This is a genomic window from Actinospica sp. (assembly GCF_035552695.1).
Lineage (GTDB): Bacteria > Actinomycetota > Actinomycetes > Streptomycetales > Catenulisporaceae > Actinospica.
The window spans coordinates 1-26,111 of record NZ_DASZKT010000221.1; the positions used below are offsets into that span (position 1 = coordinate 1).

The following is a 26,111-nucleotide window of genomic DNA, read 5'->3' on the forward strand; positions in this document are numbered from 1 at the left end:
GCGGATTCGTAGTCTGCGTAGGCGAAGTGCCAGCGAGCGTAGTACTCGGGTTGGATCCGGGGTTGACTGTTCCATTCGGTGAGGAGGGGCTGTAGCCAGCCGTGCCGGTGGCGCCGCCTCCGTTCACGCGTGAACTGTAGCTGCTGGCCGCGCCATCGCCGGATGAGGATGAAACGGAGCCGAGGCTGTAAGCCCCAGCGTCACTCGTTGAGTGCAGGGTCTCCTGGCTGCCGCCCACAGCATTGAGCTTGCTGGCCGAGCTCTCGTAGCTATCCGAAAGCGTGTTGAGCGCCTCAGCAGTCTGTGTCCGCACCGCGGTGTTGTGGTTCTGCGCCTTCTGCGCCGGCGTCTCGGCGCCGAACCAGCTTCCGACGTCGTCTATGACGCTGTTCTGCGGCACGGGCTGCTCGTCCGGCACGCTTGAGACTGTGCTGACGTACTGCTGCTGCGCGGCTTTGGCGCCCTGCAGTGCAGGAATAACTGCCTGAGAAATGGTTTCCTGCGTAAGCTGTACGTGGTTGAGCGATGTCTGGAACGACTGCTGCGCCTGGTCGGCCGCGTCGCCGGACCAGGACGAGGCGAGGTTGTTCTTCACGTTCTGCAGCGTGGACTGCACGTTGGCCAGTGAGCTGATGGCCGACTGGTAGCCCTGGATCTGGCTGTCGATGGCGCCGGGATCCATGGTCTGCGCGACCTGCTTTGCCCAGGCCACGCCGCCGTTGTCGTTGACCGCTTGCTGGTTGAAACCGCTCATGGGTACTCGCTCCCCTCCCTCGATCTCACATGTTCTTCGCGACGTTGGTCACGCTGACGTGCAGCGCGTCCTCGGTCTGCGAGTAGACCTGATGCGTCTTGGTGGCGCGGTCGTGCAGCAGGTTGATCTGCGAGTTCAGGTCGTCGAGCAGCGAGAGGATCGCGGCGTGCGCGGCGCCGTGCGCGCTGTTGAGCGCGGTGATGGCGGGGACGCCCTGGTCCATCGGGCCGAAGTTGGACGAGGTCGAGCCACCGTCCATGTTGGCGACCTTGTAGGTCATGGAGTTGTACTGGCCCTGCTGGATACTCGACGCGGTGTTGTTCTGGAACGTCACCGGATGCACCGGGCTCGACACGTCGGTGAAGACATCTTGCAGCAGGTTCTGCAGTGTGTTGCGTGCTTGCTCCAACTCCTGCAGTTCGACCTTGAAACTTCCGCCCACGACAGGTACCCCCAGTTCAGGCTCATTCAATACCCGGGGCGCCGTGGTAGGTGCACGAACCGCCCCGTTCGCAGCTCTTACGCTCTGTGCGCCTGTGCCGCGCGCCCGCGACTCAACCGTACCTGTTTCAGCTTACCGACAAAGGATGCCCTACTGCCAGCGGCTCAGGGGGTCGCTGGGGTTCGTTAGGAAATCGATAGGGTGATGCGGCGATCATGGGTGGAATATGCCCGGATTCGGGCCGCGGGGCACGCGTCATGGCTGGTCCGTGCGTGTTCGGTGGAGGGGTGCGAGGCTGCGGGGCGGCGCGGGTGAGTCAGATCTCTGTGCGGAAGTGACGGTCCGTCGAGTGTCCGTTTTCAGCCGATGGGGTGATCGGTGTGCGGGACTGTCCGACGGGTGAGACTTCACGGCTTGTTGTTACGGTTCGGCGGCGAATGGCGGGCGGCAGTGTTGTGACCTGCGGTCCGCTTATAGGATCCGCTGTCGTTCGGCTCTTGATGACCAGTCCGAGGTGACACTCAATGTCAGATCAGTGGGGGGCTGCCCAGCCGCCGTACGACCCGCAGCAGCAGGGCCACGGGCAGCAGCAGGCGCCGTTCGGTGGGAACGGGCAGCAGCAGCAACAGCAGTACGGGCAGGAGTACGGGCAGGCGCCCCAGTTCGGTACGCCGGTGCCGAACCAGTCGCAGCCGCAGCCTCAGTACGGCACGCCGATGCCTGAGCAGAGCCAGGGTCAGAGCCAGGGTCATCAGGGGCAGCAGCAGTATCCGTACGGGCAGTCGCAGTCGACGCTCGGCACGCCGGGGCAGTTCGAGGCTCAGCCGCAGTACGGCGACCCCGGACAAAGTCAGCCGGGATACGGGCAGCCGGGATATGGGCAGCCGCAGTACGAGTATGGCGATCCCGGACAGGGACAGCCCGGCTTCGGGCAGCCGCAGCCGGGATTCGGGACGGACCCGTACGGCGGTGCGTACGCGGGGGCGCCCTACGGGGGCGCGGCGCCGAAGCGGACGAACGGGCTGGCGCTGACCGGTGCGATCCTGTGCTGGGTTCCGCTGGTCGGTCTCATTTTCTCGATCATCGGCCTCGCCAGGGTGAAGGCGCTCGGCGGTGCGGGGAAGACGGCGGCGACCATCGGCATCGTGATCTCGGTCGTGGTCACGGGCGCTACCGGTTTCGGTATCTACAAACTGGCGAACTCGACGGCCGCGGACCCGGCGTGCGTCTCGTCCGAGTCCGCCGCCTCGTCGATGCAGAGCAAGCTGACCACCGACGAGTCGGCGCTCACCACCGCGGAGAACTCCAACGACTCCAGTGCGGTGAAGACCGCGCTCGGCACGATGATCTCCGACATGCAGACGATCAAGGGCGATCTCGACGCGGACGTCGCCAAGGCCACGCACGCCGACGTCAAGGCCAAGCTCCGGGCCTTCGACACGGACCTCGGCAAGCTGATATCGGACCTCAAGGCGGTGGAATCCGGCGATCAGTCGGCCGCTACCGACCTCGAGTCCGTGGCCAACCGGCTCGGCCCTGAGGGCGACGCGGTGGACAACCTCTGCGGGAATGTCACGAACGGCTGAGATGACTGAGACGGCCGAGACGGCGGAGGCCGCAGTTGAGGAAAGAGGCAGCTGAGGAAAGAGGGCGGGCGCCTGAAGACAGCAGCCTCAGGTCTTCGCGGAGGAGCTGAGGAACCCGCTGCCGCGAGCCCTCCGCCGCCAACCTCCGCGACAGACGACCCGCCGCGACAAAAGACCCGCCGCGACAGAAGACCCGCCACCTCAGGAATCCGCGACCAGGCCGTGCTCGTACGCGAAGCGCACGGCCTGGGCCCGGTCCCGCGCGCCGGTCTTGGCGAAGACGTGGTTGATGTGCGTCTTCACGGTCGCCTCGGAGACGAAGAGCTCCTTGGCGATCTCGGGGTTCGAGCGTCCGGCGGCGATCAGGCGCAGCACGTCGACCTCGCGGGCGGTGAGTCCGGCGGGGGGAGCCGCGGGGATCGGCGGAGCGGCGGCGGCAGCCTCGGGTGACGTGGCCGTGGACCCTATCGCCGCGATCAGCCTGCGCTGCACTGCCTCGTCGAGCACGGACTGGCCGCCCGCCGCCGCCTGCACCGCGCGGGCGATCTGCGTTCGGTCGGCGTCTTTCGTCAGGTAGCCGAGCGCGCCGGCACGCAGTGCGCCCTGGATCGACGCGTCGTCGGCGTACGTCGTGAGCACCACCACGCGCACCCCCGGGTACTCGCGCGTGATCTGCTCCGTGGCCTGGATCCCGTCCATGCCCGGCATGTGCAGGTCCATCAGCACGACGGCGGGCTGCTGCTCGGCGACGAGCTGCACGGCGTGGGCGCCGTCGCGTGCCGTGCCGACGACCTCTATTCCGGGGGTCAGGTCGAGCAGCGTGGCCAGACCCTCGCGCACCGCCGCCTGGTCGTCCACCACCAGGACACGAATCGATTCATCGGCCATGGGCCGAGGATATCCGTGATCTCAGCCGTGCAGGCGCAGGGTCACCCGCCAGCCGGGGCCGGCCAGCTCCTCGGCCGCGTACGGCCCGGCCTCCAGGCTCCCGCTGATCAGTTCGGCCCGCTCCTTCAGCCCGGCCAGGCCGTATCCGCCCCCTGACTCCGCCAGTGCGCTCGGCGGCTCGGTCGGAGCGCCGTTCGCGACGGTGAGCACGACTTCTTCCTCGCCGAACACCAGCTTCAGCCGGACCGGGGCGCCGGGTGCGTGCTTGCGCACGTTCGTCAGCGATTCCTGCGCCGCCCGATAGACCGTCAGGCCCGCGTCCGCCTGCAACGGACGCGTCAGGCCCTCGATCTTGACCTTTGCCTCTGCTCCCGTGTCGCCGCGGTATGCGTCAGCCAAGCCGTGCAGCAACTCCGGCAGCGGCGGGGCGTCCTCGCGCAACGCCGCGATCGCGCGCCGCGTCTCGACCAGACCTTCGCGCGCGATCCGGCGCGACTTCTGCACGTACGTGTGCGCACGTTCCGTCGCGGCCTCGTTGCCCGAATCCAGCAGCGCATCCGCCGCCTCGAGCTGCACGGTCAGCGCCGCGAGCGAGTGCGCCAGCACGTCGTGGATCTCGCGCGCGATCCGGCTGCGTTCCGCCAGCGCCGCCGCGTGCGCCTGCTCGTCGTTCGCCCGCTCCGTCTCCCGCACCAGCTTCTCGGCGCTCTCGGCGCGCAGCACGTACGAGCGCCTGCCGACGCCGAGGCCGTACATGCCCAGGAGTAGGCTCCCGTAGCCGAGGCCGTTGGACTCCAACTGGTGCCAGCCCTGCGTGGCCGCGGTGACGAGGAGCACGAGCTCGAACCAGCCGACGACGAGTGCTGCTCGGCCGGAGGGCCAGCGAGCGGAGATCACCACCGCCGCCACGGCCGGGAAGGCGGGGCTGGCGGCGAGGTCGCGCACGAGCAGGCCGCTCAGCAGTGCGCCGCCGGTGCCGAGCACGAGCAGGCCGACCAGCGCCAGGTATGGGCTGAACCGCCAGTTCAGCAACCAGCCGACGACCCAGCACGCGCAGCCGAGGACACACAGGATGCTGACGACGTTCGCGGTCAGGCCGATCCCGTGCCAGCCCAGATTGCCGACCGTGCTGAGCTGGACGATCATCATCACCAGCAGGAACATGGACCGGATGCCGGCCGTCTCCCGCGACCTGGGATCCCGCACGCCTTCCAGCAGACCCGGGCCCGCGTTCGGACCTTCCGGGCCGGACCACGGCAGCCTGAATGCCGTCGCGCCGTCGGAATCCCACCGCAGCAGATCACGCAGCAGCCACACGTCGCCCTACCGCCGTCGTCGTCGGGTCTTTACGTGTCAAAGGTACGTCCCGGGGCGGCGCGGGTGGATCCACCCGGGGGTGGAACCGGGGTGGAGGTGTCCACGCGGTGAGATCGCGGCGCGGAGATAGTGGATTTCCTGATGATATGCCGGTACCGTGTGGGCCCATCGTGGCGCGACACGATGCGTCGGGTCTCGGGGAGCCGATCGCGCACACGGGGTTGAGGGGCAATCAATGGCGGATTTCTTCAAGGTCGATCTGGACGTGCTGTCCAAGATGACCAGCACCCTGCAGCAGGCGGGGGAGCAGATGGACCAGGCGCTGCAGGCGTTCGGCGCCGCGCAGGACGGCCAGATCGGGCCGCAGACGCTGGTCGGCGCGGCCAAGGACTTCCAGAGCACCTGGAAGTACGGGCTCGGCCAGCTGCAACAGGCGATCTCAGAGTGCACCGAGGGTGTGAACAAGGTGCACCAGAACTACCGGCAGACCGAGCAGACCGTGCAGCAGGCGCTCGGGAAGATCAACACCCTGCTGCAGGAATAGGGGGAATTCCATGTCACTGGATGTTGTGTTCGACGCGTCTTTCGACGACAGCAGCAGCTATCCGCACCTGGGCTTCAACCCGGCACCGGGAGTGCCCGGGGACGTCGAGGCGCTGGAGAGCATGGTCAACAAGGCCACGAGCGCCATGCAGGAGTCCGGGAAGCTGCTCGATCAGATGCGCAATTCCGATTCGGGCGTGTGGGTGGGCGACGCGGCCGACGCGTTCCGCTCGCACTTCAACGACAAGCTCGTCACCGATCTGCAGCACGCGCAGCAGTCGCTCACCGAGGCCACCGGCACGATTCAGAACTGGTACAAGGACCTCGTCGGCTTCAAGCAGACCGCACAGAACCTGGACCAGGAGGCCGCCACCGCGCGCGAGGCCCTGCGGAACGCGCAGGCGCAGGTCTCCCAGGCGAAGTCGAATCCGAACCTCAACCTGATCGGCGAGGTCTTCACCGACCCGCAGGCGCTGCAGCAGGCCCAGTCAGCGCTCGATCAGGCCGAATCAGCGGTCAACGACGCCAACGCGGCGGAGCGGCAGGCGCAGGACGAGCTGAACTCGATCCTCCAGCGGGCCCGCCAGCTGCAGCAGGAGGTTGATTCGGCGGCGCGGAACTACGCCTCGCAGCTGGAGAACGCGACCAAGGGCCTCGCCCCGCACAAGCCCGGCTGGTTCTCCAGCATGCTGCACGACATCGGCAGCGCCCTGAGCACGGTCGGCAACTGGATCGAACAGCACGCGAACGCCATCCACTCGATCCTGTCCACGATCTCGGCGATAGCCGGTCTGGTCGCGCTGTGCACCCCGCCGCCGATCGACCTGGTGGCGGGGGCAGTAGCGCTGGCCGCCGGTGCGGGCGCGTTCGCGATGGACCTCGCCAACCCGAAGACGCGCGACGCGCTCGGCGGCCTGCTGACCGGGCACTTCACCAAGGCGAACATCGAGGCCGCGGTGACCACCGGCGGCGACCTGCTCAGCGCGATACCCGGCGTCGGCACGCTGAAGTACCTCGGCAAGGCGGACAAGCTCGCCACGGACGCCGCCAAGGCGGCGGAGGACGTGCCCTCCCTCGTCAGCAAGCTTCCCCAACTCGCCAAGGACGGCGAGCAGGCAGCCGAGGACACCGTCAAGAGCAGTTCCAAGATCGCCGACTTGGTCACGCTCAAGGCGCACCAGCTCAGCATGTCGACGAAGGGTGTCGCCTCCGTGGTCGAGAAGGTCAGCGGCACCGCGCTGAACGACGGGGCGAAACTCAACATCGAGCTCGGCATGCGGGCCAAGAAGGTCGGCATGAACCTCTACCACGACTTCCAGGAAGCGTTCTGATGGGCGTCGCGGATCTCCTCAACAACCTTGGGCCTCAGCAAGCCGATGAAGGCGTGAGCATCTGGCTCGAGCTGCCGTCCGGATACCTGCCTCTTCCGGTCGAGAACAGTGCCGAGCGGCTCGCCGAAATCGAACCGGTGCTCGCGGAGCTCTGCCCGCCAGAGCGGCAGGACCTGCTCTACGCGACGTTGAACACGTTCGCGACGCTGCTCACGGAGCTTGATGAACGCAACACCGTCTACTGCGGGCTCGGTTGGCATACGGCGCCTGACGAGTCCGTCGTGTCCTCCACGCTGGTGGTCTCCCTCCAGCCGACCGGCGAGGAACGCAATCCACGACTGGTGCTCGGCGACCTCGTGCGGGCGGCGGCGAACGCGGACGATCAGGCTCAGGCAGACCTCGTGGACCTGCCCGGAGGCCCGGCGCTGTTCTTCGAGAGTGTGCGCAGCCTGCGAAAGCCGACGCTGCCGGGGCAGCAGGGCGATCCAGGTCACGCGGATGTCTACCAGCTCGAAGCGATCGTGCCGAGCGAGAAGGGCGACCTGCTCGCGGCCCTCGAGTTCTCCACGCCGCATGCCGCGTCCGGGACGCTCTTCCGCGAGATGATGGTCTTGCTGGCGAACTCCGTGTCCTTCACCCCGCCGCCGGGGTCGGAGGAGCAGAACGCGTCGGCGCAGCAGATCCACGATCTCCTCGGAGGCCCCAGCGCATGACGGAGCTCTACCCGGCCGGCTCGACCATCCCCGTTCAGCCCTGGTTGATCGAGCGCATTCAGCAGCGGCTCGGCGACAAGCGCGCGGGAGTCCAGCGCCTCGGCCGATACGAGCAGTACCTCGTTCAGCGCTTCGGCGCGTGGCGGGTGTTCCCGGTGAGGGCCGGGCGCTGGGTGCGTGAGCCCTTCTGGCACGAGCTGACCGACGATCTGTTGAGCCTGATTCTCGCGCCGGTGTTGCTGCCGATGCGTTCAGGCAGGTGGCTGGCGAAGGACGAGTACGTTCAGGTGCTCGACCCGTCGTCCGGGATGCCGATCGCGGAGCACTCCGTGTTCGGCGCGCGGTTCAGCAAGGACGAGGAGACGCAGTGGCGGCAGTCGCGCCAACTTGCGATTCTCGGCGACCCCCGGGTCGGCGGCCTGATCGCACCCGTCCACGCGGACTCGTCCAAGCAGGTGCACACCATGACTCGGCGCGGCCACTTCTTCCGCGATGACCCGGCACAGTTCGAACAGGTTGCCGCCCAAGTGATCAACACGCCCTACCGCGACTTCGCCGATCGCGACGACGGGCCCTGGCTCGCCGACCACCCGGAGAAGCCGAAGGGGAATACGAACGGCTGGAAGCCCTCGGCCTGGTACCGGCCGCAGGGCTGACGCTCCGCGAGGGCTGAAGCTTCGCCGGGCTGACGCTCTCCGCAAGGGCTGACGTTCGCCGGGCTGACGCTCCGTCAGTCGCACTTCTTCTTGCCGCGCTGCCAGGGCAGCCGGGGCATCTGCGGCAGCGCCAGAAAACCCTCGGCCCGGGCGTACGCCATGCCGATCCGGGGCAGGTCGGCCGAACGGGCGTAGAGCACGAAGCGGGGTTCCCAGATCGGACGATATTTCGCGTTAGCCCGATAGAGGGACTCGATCTGCCACCAGCGGGAGAAGAACAGCAGCACGCCGCGCCACAGCCGCAGCACCGGACCCGCGCCGAGCTTCGATCCGCGCTCGAACACCGCGCGGAACATCGCGAAGTTCAGTGACACGCGGGCGACGCCGAATTCCGCCGCGCGTTGCAGCATGTCGATGACCATGAACTCGACCAGGCCGTTGTCGCTCTCCTTGTCACGGCGCATCAGGTCGAGGGAGAGCCCGTCCTTGCCCCACGGCACGTAGGACAACAGTGCGCGCAGCCGGCCGTCGGCGTCGAAGCACTCGATCATCAGGCAGTCGCCGTCCGCCGTGTCGCCGAGCCGGTTGAGTGCCATGGAGAATCCGCGCTCGGGCTGGCCGTAGCGCCAGTGGTCGGCCGCGCCGCGCAACCGGGCCATCTCCGCGGGCTCGATGTCGTGGTGCCGCCGGATCCGGGTGGTGTACCCGGCGCGCTTGACCTTGTTCACCGCCTGCCGGACCGTGCGCATCGCCCGGCCTTCGAGGGTGAAGTCGGCGACCTCGACGATCGCCTCGTCGCCGAGTTCGAGCGCGCTCAGCCCGTGCCGCGCGAAGATCTCGCCCGCCTGCTCGCTCGCGCCCGCGACCGCCGGGGCCCACGCGTGCTCCGCGGCCTCGCGCAGCCACATCTCGATCGCGCCGGGCCACGCCTCGGGGTCGCCGAGCGGGTCGCCCGCGGCGAGCGACACGCTGCCGACGGTCCGGTAGGCGATCGCCGCCTTGCCGGACGGCGAGAAGATCACCGACTTGTCCCGGCGCAGTGCGAAATACCCGAGCGAGTCCGGCTCCGGCTCCTTGGCCAGCAGTTCGCGCAGCCGCGCCTCGTCCTCCAGGCTGTGCCGCAGCCGCCCGCGCGGCGCACGGAAGAACACGTACACCACGGCCAGGAACAGCACCAGGCTCATCGCGTTGATCAGCACGTCCAGCCAGTGCGGACTGATGATGCCCAGGTCGGAGACGTCCTGCTTGTCCACCGTCAGTAGGCGCAGCAGCGTGTACTCGATGCGTGAGCTGAAGGAGGAGTCGTTGACGGTGCCGAACCAGGTCAGCAGCGCCACGCCCACCGCAGTGGCCGCCGCCGCGCCCCCTACCGCCACGAGCAGCGCCGTTTTCGGGTTCGATTGCTCACCCTTGGCGTAGAAATCGTTGCGGCCGAGCATCAGGCAGAGGAACAGGCCCAAAGTCAGCCCCATCGCCACCCAGTTGGACCAGTGCAGGCGATACGCGGGCTGGCTCAGCCAGTAGATCTCGGCCAGGCTCGTGAAGCCGACCAGGACCACCGTGCACAGCCAGGCGATGTGCTTGCGGCGGCGCAGCATGATTGCCAGGAACGCCGCCAGCGCGGCCGAGACGAGGCTGGCCGTGAGCAGGAACGGGGTGAAGTAGTTGCCGAAGCCGGCGCCGTGCGAGTGCCGGTGCACCTGCCGCCCGAAGGAGTAGGACACCACACCGAGCAGGTCGATCAGCACGATCAGCCGCAGATATCCGACGCTGATCTTGCCCGCCACGCTGAGCGGCCCCGCACCGCGGTTGCCGTCCGCGAAACCCGTCGTCGTACCCGCAGCCATGCCCTCAACTTTCCATGCCCGTGCCACCGCGCCCGCTCCCTATCGTGCGGCATACCGGGCAGGAAGGGCGAATCGGCTGCTCCGGAGGGGGAGACGGAGCAGCCGATCGCGGTCTACGGGCAGGTCCTGACGCGGGTCGAGGCCTACCGGTGGTGCCAGGTGATGGCGAAGGTGCCGCCGGACAGCGACCCGGTCGCCGCCTTGACGGTGCCGGAGCTGGTGGTCATGTTGATGCTCGTCGGGCTGACGGAGGACAGCGAGGAGCCGTCCACGGTCGAGCTGTTGAACGTGACCGTGCCGAAGTTCGCGAGCGGCAGCACGCCGCCGCTGTACGGGGCCTCGGCGATGACCTCGGCTGAGCCGCGGGAGTGGCTGCCGGTCTTGTTGGTGGTGTGGCTCCAACCCTTGGTGGTGTCCGCGAGGTAGAGCTCGTAGCTGTTGGAGCCCCCGTAGATGACCTTCTCCACGATGGTGTCGCCGGGCGAGACCGAGTTGCCGTAGGTCACCGGGTACGCCGGGTACATCTCGTACCAGGCGGAGTACGAGGCGCTGGAGCCGCTGCAGTCGGCCTCGGTGCCGGTCTGCTCGACCGACGAGGTGCCGTCGCCGTCGAGTCCGACCCAGAAGCTGGAGTACTGGGTGCCGGAGGAGCACGACACCTTGGGCTGCTTGAAGGTGGTGGTCACGCTGGTGTACGTGCTGCCGGTGGCGGCGTAGCCGGCCCAGTTGGTGCTGGTCGAGCCGGCGTGCCGGACGCCGCCGCCGTGGCTGATGAAGAACGGGGTGGCCGAGCCGGCAGTGCTCTGCATCGGAGTGAACACGGTCGGGGCCGCGGTGGTGGCGACGGCGGCGACGGGCGCGAGCGCGGGCAGCACGAGAGCGGCCGCGGCTATGCCGGCGCGCAGGGTGGATCGCCTGAAGGACATGAGTCTCCTCGGATTCGCGAACCGAAGTGGGTATGTGGGTGTCTCGCGGCTTGTGACCGCAACCTGGAGTTAAGAATCGAACGCGGAAAGCCGCAAGGGCGGGGTTGGTAGATCGTTGGCAAAGGCGGCGTTCCATCCCGATTTGAACGGCGATGCCGGGCGGCGGCGCAGGTGACGGCGACAATCGTTGTCATTGTCATATCTCAATGTACTGTCATCCTTCGGGTAGACTCGGCCGTATGGCACAACCGCACGGGGAAGGACACGGGGTACAGCGCGTGGACGACGGGCACGAGCACGATCGCGGGGGACACGGCCACGGCGGGCACGACCACGGCGCGGCGGTCACCGCCGCCACCGACCGCCGGCTACTGCTCGGCGCGCTCGGGCTGATCCTCGCCTACATGCTGGTCGAGATCCTCATCGGCCTCGCCGCCCATTCGCTCGCGCTGATCTCCGACGCGGGCCACATGCTGACCGACGCCTTCTCACTGGTGCTCGCGCTCGGCGCGATGCGGCTCGCCGCCAAGCCCGCGCACGGCCGCTGGACCTTCGGCTTCAAGCGCGCGGAGATCCTCTCGGCGCAGGCCAACGGGATCACGCTGCTGGTCCTGGTCGGCATCTTCGTCTACGAGGCCGTGGACCGGCTGATCCACCCGCCGGTGGTGGACGGCGCGCTGGTCACCGCGACCGCGCTGGCCGGGATCGCGGTGAACGCGGCCGCCGCGCTGCTGATCAACCGCGCCAACCGGACGAGCCTGAACGTCGAGGGCGCCTTCCAGCACATCCTCAACGACGCCTGGGCATTCCTCGCGACGGCGGTCGCCGGCATCGTGGTCATGGCCACCGGCTTCGACCGCGCCGACGCCGTCGCCTCGCTCGTCGTCGCCGCGCTGATGGCCAAGGCCGGGTACGGGCTGGTACGCGAGGCCTGGAAGATCCTGCTGGAGGCCGCGCCCGAGGGCGTCGACCCGGCCGCGCTGGGCGCTCGGCTGCGCGAGGCCAAGGACGTGGTCCAGGTGCACGACCTGCACGTATGGACGATCACCTCGGGCTTCCCGGCGTTGTCCGCGCACGTGCTGGTGGCGCCGGGTCAGGACTGCCACGCCGTGCGGATCGAGCTCGAGGAGCTGCTCCGGCACGATTACGACATCGAACACACCACGCTCCAGGTGGAGCACGCGCCCTCCGAGATACTCACCATCGGCCGTGGCGCGCCCGACGCCGAGGAGCACCCGGCCGGGCACTGCGGGTGACCTCGATTCACCTGTATGGCGGCGATTTCGGGTCGAATGCTCCATGATCGTCCTCGTTTTATAACGGAACGGTAACTGTCTCGCCCTGGTATTGCCGGGGTGGGGATCATTGGGGGACAGTCGCTTCACCGGCCTTGGGACGAGTTGTCCGTGTTCGCCGGGGTGCGGGACAAAGCCCGGCTGGCCCAGGGAGGTCGTGGAAGCAGTGATGGAGTTCCCCGAGGAGCCGCGCCCGGCACGTGACCCGCGCACGCCCGACGCCCACCGCCCCCCGCGCTCGCGCGCGGAGCATGAGACCGAGGTCTGGCTGCGGCGCGAACTGGCCTTCCTCTACGGCGTGGAGCGCAAGATCGCGCGCCGCGGCCGGATACGCAAGGAGGCCTGGCGGGCCGCCGCGGTGGCCGCGATCCTCGCGATGTTCGCGGCCTGCTGGTACCTGGCCGCGGTCAGCAGCAACAGCCTGTCCTCCTCCTCGTCCAAGACCTGCGCGACGCAGAGCGCGTCGACGACCTCCACGGGCTCCGCGCACCTGACGGGTGGCAGCTCCACCGCGGGTGCGAAGTCCTCCCAAGCCTGTACCTCTTGATCCGCTGATCTGAGGTCCCCTCAGAACTCTTTACCGGAGTGTTTCAACGACCGGATGATCGGCCCTCAGCTGGGCCGTTCGAGTGGCCGTAAGCTCCGCTCGTCACTCGTACGGGCTCCTGACAGGACTAGCGGGGCTCGCGTAAGGTCATCTGTCATGGGAGCGACGAGGCATTATGATCGCTCTGAGCGGTTAAACTGACCTTGATTCAGTGCAACTGCAAAACCAATTGCATATGGTATGGGTGCTGTGGATCTCGGTCGCCGAGCGTCGAGACACGGTGTGGCAAGGCCGCTGGGGAAGGCGAACCTCGTCCGTACGCCGTGTGTGAAACGTAGTCAGTGACCAAAGGAGTCCGCCGTGCCCACCCGTCAGACCAGTGGAGTGTTGTACATCCACTCGGCGCCCCGCGCGCTGTGCCCACACGTCGAATGGGCCGTCGCCGGGGTACTCGGCGTGCGCGTAAGCCTCGACTGGACCCGGCAGCCGGCCGCGCCGAACCTCTGGCGCGCCGAGCTTTCCTGGCAGGCGGAGCCCGGCACCGCCACCAGGCTGACCTCCGCGCTTCGCGGCTGGGAGCAGCTGCGTTTCGAGGCGACCGAGGAGCCGTCCTCGGGCGCCGAAGGGGAACGTTACTCCTCCACACCCGATCTCGGGGTGTTCCACGCCGTAACCGGCGTGCACGGAGACATCATGGTGACTGAGGACCGGCTGCGCACCGCGATGATGCACGCCGCGCGCGGCGCGGATCTCGCCGAGGAGCTCAATACCCTGCTCGGCCGCCCCTGGGACGACGAGCTCGAGCCCTTCCGCTGCGCCGGCGACGGTGCTCCCGTGCGCTGGTTGCACCAGGTCGGCTGAACGGTCTGACGCGGGTTCGGGTCCGGCGTGTCGAGCCTTCAGCTGCGCTGACGACGGAGGCGGTGCTCCTGTGCGGTGGCTGCGCCAGGTCGGCTGAACGGTCTGACGCGGGTTCGGGTCCGGCGTGTCGAGCCCCCTACTGTGCCAGCCACGGCCGCAGCGCTCCGATGCCCTCGGCTGACGGGCTGACGCGGACTCAGCATCGGGGTGTCGAGTCCCTCCGCTGCGCCAGCTACGGCCCCAGCTCCCGTACGCTCGGCTGATGTTCTGACGCGGACTCAGCTCACGCGTTGAGCTCGTGCCCTTCCACAGCCCTCACCCTCACCCTCACCCGTTCGGCTCAGGCGGAGCGGCTTCCGGCTCTCGTCGGCGTGGCGAGCCGCTGGCCGCGTTCGGCCAGGGTCTGCGCGTCGGCGGGGGAGAGGCCGATGCGCTCGCCGAGTTCGGCGAAGGTCAGCCGGTCGAAGCGGCGCGGGTCGGTCAGTTCGGCGGCGGCGAGCGCCTGGTACGCGGCGGCCCGCTCGGCGGCGGCGCGGAAGGCCTCGGCGAGCTCGGTGGCCCGCCCCAGCAGCTCCGCCGGATCGGCGATGTCGTCCAGACCGAAGAACCTCGCCTGGTCGGGCTCGGGCATGCCGGGCTCGAACATCAACGGGACGGGGCTCATCTTGGGCTGCTGCTTCACTCGTCCACAGTCTCACGCCCGCCCCACACCGTTCAACGACAGCCGCGTTAACTGCGCTCACCACCGCGCGCCCCTCGAGCGCCCTTTCGGACCCCGTAGCAGCTCAGCGCAGCAGTCGGCGCACCACCCCGGGTACCTCCTCCGGTCGGTCCAGCATCAGATCGGCCAGGTCGGACAGCGGGTCGCCCTCGGGATTGGCCACCGCCACCCGCACCGCCTTGAACACCGGCTCCCGCTCCGCCCGCTCGGCCAGCGCCGCGAAGGCCGGGCGATCGCCCAGGTCGTCGCCGAAGAACCAACCGCCGGCCAGGTCCGGCGTCTGCTCCAGCACCTCGCGCACGACGTGCCCCTTGTCCCGCTCCACCGGCGGCTTGAGCTCCACGACCATCCGGCCGCGCTGCACCTTCAGCCCGTGCTCCGTGGCGTACCCGGCGGCCCATAGCTCCACCGCGTCCGCAAGCTCGGGCGTGTTGCGGTAGTGCACCGCGCAGGACAGGCCCTTGTGCTCGACCAGCGCTGTCGGCAGCTCCTCCGCCGCCGCGCGGGCCGCCTCGTCGATGACCGGCCGGTACGGCGCGGCCTCGGGCAGCGTCGTCACCGTGGCGCCGCCGTCCGCGGAGTACTCGAGGCCGTAGAGGCCGTGCAGCTGGATCCCCGGCACCGCGTGCAGCTGCGCCGCCAGGAACGCCACCGGGCGCGCCGAGACGACCGCGCAGTACGCGGCCTGTCCGGCCAAGGCCGCGAGTGCCTCGGGCGCGTCGTCCACCGGCCGCACCTTCTCCGGATCAGGGCCGATCGCGCTGAGCGTGCCGTCGAAGTCGAAGAAGAACGCGGTATGGCTGAGTTGTGCGCTGTCCATGGCTGCCCCTCGCGGCCGACTGAAGTCGTATTTCTCCGCGGCCAGCCTAGGGCCTCAGGAGTCAGAGGTGCTTGAGCACCTTCGCGGCCGTCTGCCTCGGCAGGGTACGGATCAGCGCGCGGGCCACCGGGTTACGCACGAGTTGCGCGGGCGAGGTCTTGCCGCGGCAGAAGTCCGCGAACATCTTCCACGCCATCGGTATCAGCGTCACCGTCCGATGGAAGAACCCCGGGTGCCGCTCGAAGAGCTTGAGCATCGCGCTTCCGGCACGCATCTCCACACCGAGCAGGTCCTCGACTGCGGCCGTGTACCCCGCGTCGCCGGACTCCTCTGCCGCCCGAGCCAGTTCCGCCGCGCTCCTGCCCGCCAGCGCGCCGGAGCGCAGCGCGAACGAGATCCCCTCGCGCGTCCACGGCTCCAGCAGGCCCGCCGCGTCGCCCGCGACCAGCACGCGTCCCCTGCTGAGCGGGGAGCCCGCCTCGCGGCACCGCGTCAGGTGCCCGGAGTCGGAGATCGTCGGGTACTCGGCGAGTCCGAGCCGCTCGATGAAGTCCCGGTAGTACCGACGCGTCGCCTCGCCCTCGCCGCGTGCCGAGATGACACCGACGGTCAGCACGTCGCCCTTCGGGAACACCCAGCCGTACGAGCCCGGCAGCGGACCCCAGTCCACCAGCACCCGATTCGTCCACTCGGCCGCGACCGACTGCGGCACCTGGATCTCCGCCTCGAGGCCGAGGTCCACCTGATCGCAGCGCACGCCCACGTACCGCGCGACCCGGCTGGCCGAGCCGTCAGCCCCGATCACCGCGCCCGCCGCGATCCGGCCGCCGTCGGCGAGCGTGACCACGGCCCGGCCCGGCTCGTCCTGCTCCACTCCGGTCACCGTGGATCCGGTGCGCAGCACGGCCCCCGCGTCCACCGCGGCCTTGGCCAGCGCCAGGTCGAACTCCGCGCGGTTGACCAGCACCAACAGGTCGCCGGCCCGGTCCTTGCGGGTGCGCAGCCGCTCGCCGTTGATGGTGAAGCTGATCGCGTCGATCCGCTGCCGCACCGGGATCTCGAATCCCGGCGGCAGCGAGCGGCGCGAGTAGCCGATCAGGCCGCCGCCGCAGGTCTTGTAGCGCGGCAGTTCGGCCTTCTCCAGCAGCAGCACCCGCGCCCCGGACTCGGCGGCGGCGCGCGCCGCGCTGGAGCCGGCCGGTCCGGCGCCCACTACGACCACGTCCCACGAGGCTTCATCCGACGGCATACTGGTGTTCTCCACTGCTTCGATCACGGGTGAAGGGTAATGGCGTTCGGCGAGGTGCGCAGCTTCGCGACAGCCCGTTCATTAAGGTAACTCGGTGTGACGATCTCCCGCGCGGCCACGGCGGTATGGCGCTATGTCCGTCGCGCCCCCGGAACCTTCGTCTGGCTGCTCATCCTCACGGCCACCACGTACTTCATCAGCCACATCAGTCCCGAGTTCCGCGACCGCTTCCTACGCCGGCGCTCGACCAACCTGCACGAGCTGAGCACCGACCCGATCAGGGTGCTGATCACGAGCGCGCTGTACATCGACGGCGGCGGTCTGTGGATCTACTACATCCTCTACAACATCTTCCACGTTCCGGTCGAACGGCGCCTGGGCACGGTGCGCTGGCTCGCGGTGGTGATCGCGGCGCACGTCGGGGCCACGTACCTGAGCGAGGGCGCCGTGTACTGGGAGGTGCGGCACGGATATCTGCCGCGCAGTGCGATCTTCACGCTCGACATCGGCGTGAGCTACGCGCTGGCCGGCGTCGAGGCCGTCGCCGCGTACCTGATCGCGGCGCCGTGGAGCTACGTGTACGCGGCGGGGCTGATCCTCTACTACGGCTACCACCTGGTCGTCGGCAACACCTTCACCGACCTCGGACACTTCACCTCGATCATGATCGGCTTCGCCTGCTTCCCGCTGACCAAGGGGTGCGTGGAGAAATGGGATCCGTGGGCGGCGTGGCTGGCGCTCCGGAACCGGGCGCGCCAGACCGTGTCCGCCCGCCGTTCGGGGGTGTAAGGAGTCAGTGGGGTCGACTAGCCTGACAAGGTGAATGCGGCCGCCGTCTCCCGTCGCGAAGCCGGAGTGCTCTTCGGCCTCGTCTCGTCGATATTCTTCAGCGCCTCGGGCACCTTCGCCAAGGCGCTGACGGATGCGGGATTCAGCGCGCTCGAAGCGGTGTGGCTGCGGATCCTCGGCGCGTGCGTGATCTTGATCCTGCTCGAACTGCTGCGCGGCCCAAGCGCGGTGTTCGCGCTGGCCCGCAACCGGTCCGCGCTCGGCGGAAGCGTGCTCTTCGGCCTGATCGCGGTCGCGGCGTGCCAGGCGATGTACTTCGTCGCGGCGTCCCGGCTGCCGGTCGGCATCGCGATCCTGCTGGAGTTCACCGGGCCGGTACTCGTCGTGCTCTACCAGCGGCTGATCCTCCGTAAGCACGTGCGGCCCACGGCGTTCCTCGGCATCGTCATGGCGCTCGTCGGGCTGTGCTGCGTGGTGGAGATCTGGTCGGGCCTGAGCCTCGACGCGCTCGGCCTGGCCTGCGGCCTCGGCGCGGCGGCCGGGAACGCGGCGTACTTTCTGATCATGGATCGGCTCACCGGTTCGGCCGACCCGCTCGCCATCACGACCGTCGGCATGATCGTGGCCTGCATCGTCCTGGTGCCGCTGGCCACGCCGTGGAACGCGCCGTGGCATGTGCTCGGTTCGTCCGTCGCGCTGGCCCGGCACTCGATCCCCGCCTGGTTCATCGCCCTCGCGCTGGTGCTGATCAGCACGGTGATCCCATACGTATTGGGCGGCATGGCGGTACAGCGGCTCTCCGCCGCCGTCGCGGCCGGGCTCGCGTACGTCGAGCCGGTCTCGGCCTGCGTCATCGCCTGGGTGCTGCTCGGACAGCGGCTCAGCGCCGTGCAGATCGCCGGTGGCGTCGTCGTCCTCCTCGGCGCCTACACCGCCCAGCGTTCCGCCGCTCCCGCCTCGCTGTCGTCCTCGCCCTCAGCCGAGCCCGTCAGCCCAGTCGGCCAGTAGCGGCGCCGGCCCCGCTGAGCGGCAGACCGGAGGCCGCCGCGACGCGATCGCGCGATTCCAAGAGACGGGCCTTGAGTGCCGGAAGGTCCACGTCCACGAGCACGCCGTCGCGCTTCACGACGCGGCCGGCGACGAGAACGGTGTCCACGAGGCCGGGGTGGCCTGCGGCGACGATCGCGGCGACCGGGTCGGTGACCGGAAACACCGTCAGGTCGTCGGCGCGGAGCAGGACCACGTCGGCGTCCTTGCCCGGTGTGATGCTGCCGACTCGCGCCGCGAGTCCGCACGACTCGGCAGCGTTGACGGTCGCGAACTCTATGAGGTCACGGGCGCGCAGACTACCGTCGAGACCGCGCTGCACCGAGTAGGCGGTGCGCATGGTCGAGAACATGTCGCCGCCGACGGACGGGACGTCGTCGATGGACAGCGTCGGACGCAGGCCCGCGGCGAGCACCCGTCCGGTCATCGGCCAGCCGAAACCCATCTTCAGCTCGACATCCGGGCTGATCGACACCGAACTGCCCGCGTCGGCAAGCATCCGCAGCTCGTCGTCGGCGATTCCGTTGGCGTGCACGAAGGTCGTGGTGTCCCGCAGCAGGCCGTGCTTGTTGAGGTCGGCGATCGGGCGTTGTGTCCCGTCGGACGCGACGTGCATGCTGGTTCGCAGCCCGAGCTCGGCCGCCAGCTTCAGGTCCTCGGCGACGGTCTGCACGCTGGTGTCCTCGGTGCTACGCAGTCCGAATGCCATAGTGACCAGGCCGTCCCCCGAGAGATCGGAACGGACGCGGCGGATCTCGGCTTCGATCCGGTCGGTGGTGCTGTATCCCGCGCCGTAGCAGAAGATCGAGCGTCCCGGCGCGTCCTGCAGAGCCGCGATCGCCGCGTCGGCGTGCTCGGGGCCCTCGGCGCAGTGGAACCAGTCCAGCATCGTGGTCACGCCGGAGTGCAGAGCCTCCAGCCGGCCGAGCAGGTTGCCGATGTACACGTCCTCGGGTTGGTAGCACGGCCGGATCGTGCCGTGGATCGCCACCCGGTACTCGGCGAAGGTCCAGTCCGCGCCGACGCCGCGGAACGCCGTCTGCCAGGCGTGCCGGTGGTTGTCGACGAAACCGGGTATGACGACGCGGTCGGTCGCGTCGATGACCTCGGCATCCGGCGCGTCGATTCGCTCGGCCACCTCGACGATCACGCCGTCCTCGATCAGCACGTCGCCAAGGTCGAGATCACCGACAGCCGGGTCCATGCTGACCACGGTGCCGCCAGAAATCAGTGTCCTCATGGGACGAGGTCCTCTCCAGGAGATTGCGGATTGTTCTACGAGCGCATCGTTTCTACGAGCGCGTCGTCACTTCGCCATCAGCGCGTCCGCCGCGGCGAGCGCGTCGGCAACAAGGTCGGCCGTGTCCTCCGTGCCCGCGGCCAACCGGACCAGGCCGAGCGGAACCCCTGACGCGGCGATCTGTTCGTCGCTGAGCATCCCGCGCCACATGGACGCCGGATGCACGGCCAGCGAGTCCACACCGCCGAGACTGGCCGCGCGACGGGCGTAGCGCAGTCGGCTGAGAAACGCGTCGGCCGCCTCGAAACCGCCGGCGAGTTCGACCGCGAGCACGCCGCCGAATCCGCTCATCTGACTGGCCGCCAGCTTGTGCTGTGGATGGCTCGTCAGGCCGGGATAGTGCACCGCCGCCCACAGCTGGATGGTCCTGCAGCGCCTCCGCGAGCGCCAGACCGTTGGCGTTGTGCCGTGGCATACGCAGCGGCAGGGTACGGAGACCGCGCAGCAGCAGCCACGCGTCGAACGGACCGAGCACCGCGCCGGTGAGCACGGCGACGTCCCAGATCCGGTCCAGAATCTCCGCCGACCCGGCCAGCACTCCCGCCGACACGTCGGAATGGCCGTTCAGATAATTGGTGGCGCTGTGCCAGACCACATCGATGCCGAAGTCCGCAGGCCGCTGGTTCATCGGCGTGGCGAAGGTGTTGTCCGCCATGGTCAGCACGTCGTGCGCGCGGGCCAGGTCCGCCACCGCGCCCGGGCCGCACCTCTTGCCGCAGGACCTTTGCTGTCGGTGTACTTGGCAGAACTCTGCTTGCGTGTCAGTATCCGGGTTTAGCGGGCTGTTCGCTGCGACAAAGCCCGCTGATCCGGCACGACCGAAGCGGGAACGATTGCTCGTGTCGCCGAGACGGCCATCACTCAAAGCCCTGACGACGCGGGGAGTCCCTCGACCGGCGCCGTCTCGGTGACCCCGTGTCGAGCCCGTATTCGGCGCTGAGGCGGCGCGGCCGAGCGCGTCCCGCCCGGTCGGCACCACTCCTACTGGATCAGAGCCATGACGTGCTCGGCTCCCGCGACCAAGCGGCGGGCCGGCGCGACGCACCACACGGTCGCGGCCCCGACCAAGGGGCCGCCGCCGCCGGGTTGGCCGACCCTGCCTGCCCGTGGCACTCCGACCCGGGAGACCTTGATGGGCCCGAAGCGAATAACCATGATCTCGATAGCGGCGCTCACCGTGGCGTTGGCGGCCTGGACCGGCGCCGGATTCAGCGACGCGGGCGTGCGGCACAGTCCGGAGCCGGACGCCGAGGAGGTCGAATCGGTCGTCTCCGCACCCAACTCCAGCACCGGCAGTTGCGGGGTCGAGCGCTGGTCGGTCAAGACCGGCACCGACGCGGACGCGGGGCTGATCAACCTCCAGTCCACCGCCTCGACCACCATCGCCGCTCTCAGCGCCCTGCCCCAACCGGGCACCCTGCCGGCGAACAACCGGGTACAGCCCACGGAGACGACCGTATTCCGGCTCCAGACCACACTGGTCGAGTACAAGCTCGAAGCCGACTCCGACTACCACCTCGTGCTGGCGGACAGCGCCGGCCACGAGATGATCGCCGAGATACCGGACCCCGCGTGCGTGGGCGCCGGCAGCCCGCTGGCCGCCGGCATCAGCAAGGCCCGGAGCGAGTTCGACGCCAAATACGCGGTCACCGGCTCCTTCAAGACCGCGAACACGCCGGTCACGGTGACCGGGGCCGGGTTCTTCGATTACCTGCACGGTCAGACCGGCGTCGCCCCCAACGGCATCGAACTGCACGCGGTCCTCGGCATCCAGTTCGGCGCCGGCACGACCGGCGCGGTCACCGTTACCAACCCGGGCAGCCAAAGCGACTCCGTCGGCGCCGCCACGAGCCTGCAGATCGCCGCGAGCGATACCGCCGGCGGCACGCTGAACTACGCCGCGACCGGTCTGCCGCCCGGCTTGGCGATCAACACCGCGACCGGACTGATCAGCGGCACCCCGACCACCTCGGGCAACTCAGGCGTCACGGTGACCGCCACCGACTCCACCGGCCCTTCCGCCGCCACCTCCTTCAGCTGGGCCATCGGATCCTCCAGCGGCGGATCACAACTGCTGGGCAACCCCGGCTTCGAGACCGGCACCGCGGCACCCTGGACGACGAGCACCGGAGTCGTCTCCAAGAGCAGCACAGAACCGCCGCACTCAGGGACCTACGACGCCTGGCTCGACGGCTACGGCACCACCCACACCGACACCCTCAGCCAGACCGTCACCATCCCGTCCACCGCGGCCGGCGCCACCCTCACCTTCTGGCTGCACATCGACACCGCGGAGACCAGCACCAGCACCGCCTACGACACCCTCAAGTCCCAGATCCTGAACTCCTCCGGCAGCGTCCTGGCGACGCTCGCCACCTACTCCAACCTCAACGCCGCCGCCGGATACACTCAGCACTCCTTCAACCTGTCCGCTTACGCCGGGCAAACCATCACCCTGAAATTCACCGGTACCGAGGACAGCGCGTACCAGACGTCGTTCGTGCTCGACGACACCGCGCTGAACACCACCTGAGGCCACGCACCACGCGGAGGGACCACCCGTCCCGACCCGCGGTCCACCGGCCCGGTCCAGCTGCTGCCGGGCCGGGCCGATGTTCAACGCGTCGGTCGCCACGGAGCGCGGAACTACAGCGCTACCGTGATGTCGACGAACGCGGTGTCCTGGCTGTGTGGGAGAGGAACACGGTGAGGTGGTTGTGGCGCGCTGCTCGGTTCGGCGGTACCAGGACCGTGCTACACGCATGCTTTCTGGCCGGCGCCGCCTGCGCGGTTCTTGCCGGCTGCGCCTCCGCGACCATGTCGCCGACTCTCGGCTCCGGCGTCGCTTCGACGGGATCGGTTTCGTCGGGCGGAGCTGTATCGGCGAGCGCTGCTAGCGTGGGAGCCATGCCCACCACTTCCTCGTCCACGCCGTCGCCGGAGCCGTGCGGCAGCGGGGTCATCGAGGTCACCTATCAGCCCGGTGACGCGCGCGTGGGAGAGCTCTGCGTCCACGTCGGCGCCGAGCTCTCCATTACGTTGAACGGCTCGGCCGGATACGCGTGGACCGCAGTGACGAGCTCTGACCAGGGCGCAGCGGCGATCATCTCCAGTAGCGGTGGGGGCATCGGCCACGCGACGGTGCACGCTGTCGCAGCGGGATCCTCCGTACTGCGGGCAACGACGTCGTTCACCGCGGATCCCTACGGACCGCCGACGCGGCTGTGGCAGCTGACGCTGAACATCGAGCCTTGAGATGACATCTTCATCTTGCGCCATCCAGTAGTTTTGTAAATTCTGCGTTATTCCCGGCTGAGTCCGCCATCAGTGTCTTGTCAGTATGCCAGGGCGCTGCCAGACTCCCGAGCGCGAACACGCGCGTACTCTTCGCGTGAACGTCCCTTCGTACCCCCAGATTGCCGGGTGATCCCCGGCTGTTCGGAAGGATGTTCTGTGTCACGCTCCATACCCACGTCGCGCCGGGGGAGGGTCGCCGCATTCGCGGCGATGCTCGCTGCGGTGCTCGCGCTGTCGACGGCCGCGCCCGCGGCCCAGGCGGTCACCCCGTCTGCAAACCCGGCGGTGTCGCATCGGCAGACTGCTGATTCAGGCGCCGCTGTGCACCACGACACGTCGCTTCCGCTGCGCGAGCTGGCCGCGCGTGCGAACGCGGTCCCTCAGTCCAAGGCGCACAAGAAGGTCGACGACGAGCCGTTGCTGCCGCACCCGGCCGCGTCCAAGACCCCTGATCCGGTGGTGCAGACCTCTACTCAGACCACCTCGCCGCTGGTCTCGACCTCCAGCAACTTCGCCGGGATCGGCTCGGACACGGGCTATTCGGTGACCGGGGTGCCGCCGGACCCGAACGCTGCGGTCGGTTCCACCCAGATCGTCGAGGTCGTCAACACCGCCTACGCCGTGTACTCGAAGACCGGTACCACGGTCCTGGGCGCGACGAACACCAGCAGCCTGTGGTCCGGGTTCGGCGGTTACTGCCAGTCGGCCAACGACGGTGACGCCACGGTCGCCTGGGACCCGCTGGCCTCCCGCTGGGTGATCCAGCAGTTCGCGAACGTCTCGTCCAGCACCGGCCCGTTCTACGAGTGCGTCGCCGTATCCTCCAGTGCCGACGCGACCGGCTCCTACTACCGGTACTCCTACTCGTTCTCCACCTTTCCGGACTACCCGAAGCTCTCGGTGTGGCCGGACGCGTACTACACGACCTACAACATGTTCAACGCCTCCGGCACCGCGTTCGACTACGCCGAGACCTGCGCGATGAACCGGTCGAACATGCTCACCGGTGCCGCGGCCACCCAGCAGTGCTTCGAGACCTCCTCCTCGTACGGCGGTGTGCTCGCCGCCACGGTGGACGGCTCGACCGCGCCGCCCTCCGGCGAGGCCGAAACCGTCATCGGCATGGGGCTGACCTCCACGACGCTGGCCTACTGGCGCTTTCACGTCGACTGGGCGACTCCGGGGAACTCCACCTGGACCGGGCCGTCGACACTCACCGTCGCGTCCTACAGTCCGGCGTGCAGCGGCGGGACCTGTATCCCGCAGTCCGGCACGACTCAACAGCTGGACTCGCTGGCCGACCGGCTGATGTACCGCTTCGCGTATAGGAACTTCGGCTCCTACGAGTCGTTCGTGGTCGATCACGCGGTGACCGCGAACAGCGCGGTGGGCATGCGCTGGTACGAACTTCGGATGTCCTCGGGCAGCCCTAGCGTCTACCAACAGGGCACTTACGCGCCTGACTCGACCTACCGGTGGATGGGTTCGATCGCGCAGGACAAGGTCGGCAACATCGCGATGGGCTACTCCCAGTCCTCGTCTTCGACCCACCCCTCGATCCGGTTCACCGGCCGCCTGGTCGGGGACACTCTCGGCAGCATGACCCAGGGCGAGACCACGATCATCACCGGCGCCGGGTCGCAGACCTCGTACAGCCGTTGGGGCGACTACACCTCGATGCAGATCGACCCGTCGGACGGGTGCACCTTCTGGTACACCGACGAGTACGAGCCGTCTACCGGCAACTTCAACTGGTCCACGCGTATCGCCTCGTTCACGCTGCCGAACTGCGGGTCGACCGCGACGAACGACTTCTCCCTCGCGCTATCGCCGACCTCGGGTTCGGTGACCGCCGGATCCTCGGCAACCTCCACCGTCTCGACCGCGGTGACCTCGGGCAGCGCGCAAAGCGTGGCGCTGACCGCGTCCGGCTTGCCGACGGGCGCGAGTGCGAGCTTCAACCCGAGTTCGGTGACCGCCGGCAGTTCCTCGACGCTGACGATCACCACGTCCTCGACCACGCCGGCCGGGACGTACAGCGTCACGGTCACCGGCACCGGGGGGTCGGCGACGCACACCGCCACCTACTCCCTGACGGTCACCACGTCCGGCGGGAGTACGAATGCGATCACCAACGGTGGCTTTGAGACCGGCAGCCTGTCCGGCTGGACCGGTAGCGGCGCGGCCTACGGCGTGAGCACCGCGGCCAAGCACTCCGGCAGCTACTCGGCGTTGCTGGGCTCGAGCTCGCCGACGAACGGCAACTCGAACATCGCGCAGACCTTCACCGCGCCGACCGGAAGCACGACCCTGACGTTCTACTACGACAACGTCTGCCCGGACACGGTCACCTACGACTGGGCGACCGCGACGCTGAAGGACAACACCTCGGGCACCACGACCACTGTGCTGGCCAAGACCTGCGTCGCCAACTCAGGCTGGGTCAAGGTCACCCACGCGACCACCGCCGGACACTCCTACACCTTGACGTTGACCAGCAAGGACGACAACTACGCTGGCGACCCCACCTACACCTACTACGACGACGTATCCACTTCCTGATCTGATGCTCGCCCGTGCCGTTCCCGGCGGCAGGCCGCCGGGAACGGCACGGCCTTTTACCAGAGCCTTGCCGATCGTGTTGTCGTAGGCACTTGCCGTGGCCGCAGTGTCCTGTGAAACTCCACGGTGGCGCCGCCGTGCCCACACCGATCTCGAGCGGCGTCGCCCCACGCCCCGTCCCGCCACGAGCACGGCGACGGGGTGATTCCCACATTCGGGCTAACAGCTCGTCAGCTGGAAAGGGTTACTCCTTGCCATCCACGTCCATACCCACACCCAGATCCCTGCGAAAGCGGGTCACCCGCAGGCTGGCCGTACTCACGGCCATGGTCCTGCTTCCGCTGGCCGCCGGAAGCCTCACCGCGTCCGCGGCCACCACGATCACGAACGGCGGCTTCGAGGCCGGGAGCCTTTCCGGCTGGACCGGCTCCGGGCCCGCCACCGGCGTGACCACCTCGAACCCGCACTCCGGCACGTACGCCGCGCTGCTCGGCTCGAGCTCACCGACCAACGGCAGTTCCTCGATCGCGCAGTCCTTCACCGCGCCCACCGGCGGGGGCACGCTGTCTTTCTGGTACGACGTGGTGTGCCCGGACACGGTCACCTACGACTGGGCGACC

24 protein-coding genes and 2 pseudogenes are annotated in these 26,111 nt (G+C 68.6%); 14 read left to right on the top strand and 12 right to left on the bottom strand.

What is annotated here, in order from left to right; translation table 11 throughout:
* Both VG296_RS25380 and VG296_RS25385 read right to left on the bottom strand, forming a co-directional pair.
* Positions 1–754: WXG100 family type VII secretion target (locus tag VG296_RS25380; RefSeq protein WP_325569882.1), on the bottom strand; the 754-nt coding region annotated here is incomplete at its 3' end.
* Positions 755–779: 25 nt separating this feature from the next.
* Complete coding sequence (locus tag VG296_RS25385; protein ID WP_325569884.1) at positions 780–1,196, bottom strand: hypothetical protein; 417 nt, start codon at positions 1,194–1,196, stop codon at positions 780–782.
* A 524-nt stretch (positions 1,197–1,720) separates the two neighbouring features.
* Between VG296_RS25385 and VG296_RS25390 the strand changes: the two genes are divergently transcribed.
* A complete protein-coding gene (locus tag VG296_RS25390; RefSeq protein WP_325569886.1) occupies positions 1,721–2,782 on the top strand; it encodes a hypothetical protein in 1,062 nt (353 codons plus the stop codon).
* Positions 2,783–2,983: 201 nt separating this feature from the next.
* On the opposite strand, the gene VG296_RS25395 is transcribed toward VG296_RS25390, so the two are convergent.
* A complete protein-coding gene (locus VG296_RS25395) occupies positions 2,984–3,670 on the bottom strand; it encodes a response regulator transcription factor (RefSeq protein ID WP_325569888.1) in 687 nt (228 codons plus the stop codon).
* A gap of 21 nt (positions 3,671–3,691) precedes the next feature.
* Positions 3,692–4,876: a sensor histidine kinase gene (locus VG296_RS25400; RefSeq protein WP_325569890.1), complete on the bottom strand. Its 1,185-nt coding sequence runs from the start codon at positions 4,874–4,876 to the stop codon at positions 3,692–3,694.
* 346 nt (positions 4,877–5,222) lie between these two features.
* Here VG296_RS25400 and VG296_RS25405 point away from each other — a divergent pair, with 346 nt between their 5' ends.
* Genes VG296_RS25405 through VG296_RS25420 form a run of 4 tightly spaced genes read left to right on the top strand, consistent with a single transcriptional unit; the run spans position 5,223 to position 8,230 of the window.
* Entirely contained in the window at positions 5,223–5,531 is a 309-nt protein-coding gene (locus VG296_RS25405; RefSeq protein WP_325569892.1) for a hypothetical protein, read from the top strand.
* 10 nt (positions 5,532–5,541) lie between these two features.
* Positions 5,542–6,861, top strand: a complete 1,320-nt coding sequence (locus tag VG296_RS25410) for a putative T7SS-secreted protein (RefSeq protein ID WP_325569893.1) — start codon at positions 5,542–5,544, stop codon at positions 6,859–6,861.
* A gap of 53 nt (positions 6,862–6,914) precedes the next feature.
* The gene (locus tag VG296_RS25415; RefSeq protein WP_325569894.1) at positions 6,915–7,574 is read left to right on the top strand and encodes a hypothetical protein; all 660 of its coding nucleotides are present in this window, start codon (positions 6,915–6,917) and stop codon (positions 7,572–7,574) included.
* Entirely contained in the window at positions 7,571–8,230 is a 660-nt protein-coding gene (locus VG296_RS25420; protein ID WP_325569896.1) for a hypothetical protein, read from the top strand. The genes VG296_RS25415 and VG296_RS25420 overlap by 4 nt, the downstream gene beginning before the upstream one ends.
* Positions 8,231–8,304: 74 nt before the next feature.
* Here VG296_RS25420 and VG296_RS25425 read toward each other — a convergent pair whose 3' ends face one another.
* Together VG296_RS25425 and VG296_RS25430 are read right to left on the bottom strand one after the other, a co-directional pair.
* Entirely contained in the window at positions 8,305–10,077 is a 1,773-nt protein-coding gene (locus VG296_RS25425) for a phosphatidylglycerol lysyltransferase domain-containing protein (RefSeq protein ID WP_325569898.1), read from the bottom strand.
* A 143-nt stretch (positions 10,078–10,220) separates the two neighbouring features.
* On the bottom strand, positions 10,221–11,003 hold the full coding sequence (locus VG296_RS25430) for a G1 family glutamic endopeptidase (RefSeq protein WP_325569900.1): 783 nt from the start codon (positions 11,001–11,003) through the stop codon (positions 10,221–10,223).
* A gap of 239 nt (positions 11,004–11,242) precedes the next feature.
* On the opposite strand from VG296_RS25430, the gene VG296_RS25435 reads away from it, so the two are divergent.
* From VG296_RS25435 to VG296_RS25445, 3 genes are all read left to right on the top strand, one after another.
* A complete protein-coding gene (locus VG296_RS25435) occupies positions 11,243–12,259 on the top strand; it encodes a cation diffusion facilitator family transporter (RefSeq protein ID WP_325569902.1) in 1,017 nt (338 codons plus the stop codon).
* Positions 12,260–12,455: 196 nt separating this feature from the next.
* On the top strand, positions 12,456–12,845 hold the full coding sequence (locus tag VG296_RS25440) for a hypothetical protein (RefSeq protein WP_325569904.1): 390 nt from the start codon (positions 12,456–12,458) through the stop codon (positions 12,843–12,845).
* 360 nt (positions 12,846–13,205) lie between these two features.
* Complete coding sequence (locus VG296_RS25445; RefSeq protein ID WP_325569905.1) at positions 13,206–13,706, top strand: DUF3145 domain-containing protein; 501 nt, start codon at positions 13,206–13,208, stop codon at positions 13,704–13,706.
* 340 nt (positions 13,707–14,046) lie between these two features.
* Here the strand turns inward: VG296_RS25445 and VG296_RS25450 are convergent, their stop codons facing one another.
* From VG296_RS25450 to VG296_RS25460, 3 genes are all read right to left on the bottom strand, one after another.
* Positions 14,047–14,388, bottom strand: coding sequence for a hypothetical protein (locus tag VG296_RS25450; protein WP_325569906.1), 342 nt, complete (start codon positions 14,386–14,388; stop codon positions 14,047–14,049).
* 103 nt (positions 14,389–14,491) lie between these two features.
* Positions 14,492–15,247, bottom strand: a complete 756-nt coding sequence (otsB, locus tag VG296_RS25455) for a trehalose-phosphatase (RefSeq protein WP_325569908.1) — start codon at positions 15,245–15,247, stop codon at positions 14,492–14,494.
* Between the two features lie 61 nt (positions 15,248–15,308).
* Positions 15,309–16,496, bottom strand: a complete 1,188-nt coding sequence (locus tag VG296_RS25460; RefSeq protein WP_349259685.1) for a geranylgeranyl reductase family protein — start codon at positions 16,494–16,496, stop codon at positions 15,309–15,311.
* A gap of 96 nt (positions 16,497–16,592) precedes the next feature.
* Between VG296_RS25460 and VG296_RS25465 the strand changes: the two genes are divergently transcribed.
* Positions 16,593–17,285, top strand: coding sequence for a rhomboid-like protein (locus VG296_RS25465; RefSeq protein WP_325569910.1), 693 nt, complete (start codon positions 16,593–16,595; stop codon positions 17,283–17,285).
* A gap of 30 nt (positions 17,286–17,315) precedes the next feature.
* Positions 17,316–18,293, top strand: a complete 978-nt coding sequence (locus VG296_RS25470) for an EamA family transporter (protein ID WP_325569911.1) — start codon at positions 17,316–17,318, stop codon at positions 18,291–18,293.
* Here the strand turns inward: VG296_RS25470 and VG296_RS25475 are convergent.
* The 3 genes and pseudogenes from VG296_RS25475 to VG296_RS33010 all read right to left on the bottom strand — a co-directional run.
* A complete protein-coding gene (locus VG296_RS25475; RefSeq protein ID WP_325569912.1) occupies positions 18,274–19,572 on the bottom strand; it encodes an amidohydrolase family protein in 1,299 nt (432 codons plus the stop codon). The genes VG296_RS25470 and VG296_RS25475 overlap by 20 nt on opposite strands.
* A 66-nt stretch (positions 19,573–19,638) precedes the next feature.
* On the bottom strand, positions 19,639–19,923 hold the full coding sequence (locus tag VG296_RS25480) for a PLP-dependent transferase (RefSeq protein WP_349259684.1): 285 nt from the start codon (positions 19,921–19,923) through the stop codon (positions 19,639–19,641).
* Between the two features lie 121 nt (positions 19,924–20,044).
* Positions 20,045–20,287, bottom strand: a pseudogene (locus VG296_RS33010) (PLP-dependent transferase); the annotation flags it as partial.
* Between the two features lie 342 nt (positions 20,288–20,629).
* Here VG296_RS33010 and VG296_RS33305 point away from each other — a divergent pair.
* From VG296_RS33305 to VG296_RS25500, 4 genes and pseudogenes are all read left to right on the top strand, one after another.
* Complete coding sequence (locus tag VG296_RS33305) at positions 20,630–22,165, top strand: putative Ig domain-containing protein (protein WP_325569914.1); 1,536 nt, start codon at positions 20,630–20,632, stop codon at positions 22,163–22,165.
* 374 nt (positions 22,166–22,539) lie between these two features.
* On the top strand, positions 22,540–22,887 hold the full coding sequence (locus tag VG296_RS25490) for a hypothetical protein (RefSeq protein WP_325569923.1): 348 nt from the start codon (positions 22,540–22,542) through the stop codon (positions 22,885–22,887).
* 198 nt (positions 22,888–23,085) lie between these two features.
* Positions 23,086–25,491 carry a hypothetical protein gene (locus VG296_RS25495; protein WP_325569925.1) on the top strand — a complete coding sequence of 802 codons (2,406 nt, stop codon included), beginning with the start codon at positions 23,086–23,088 and terminating at the stop codon, positions 25,489–25,491.
* 251 nt (positions 25,492–25,742) lie between these two features.
* Positions 25,743–26,111 (top strand): annotated as a pseudogene (locus VG296_RS25500) (hypothetical protein); the annotation flags it as partial.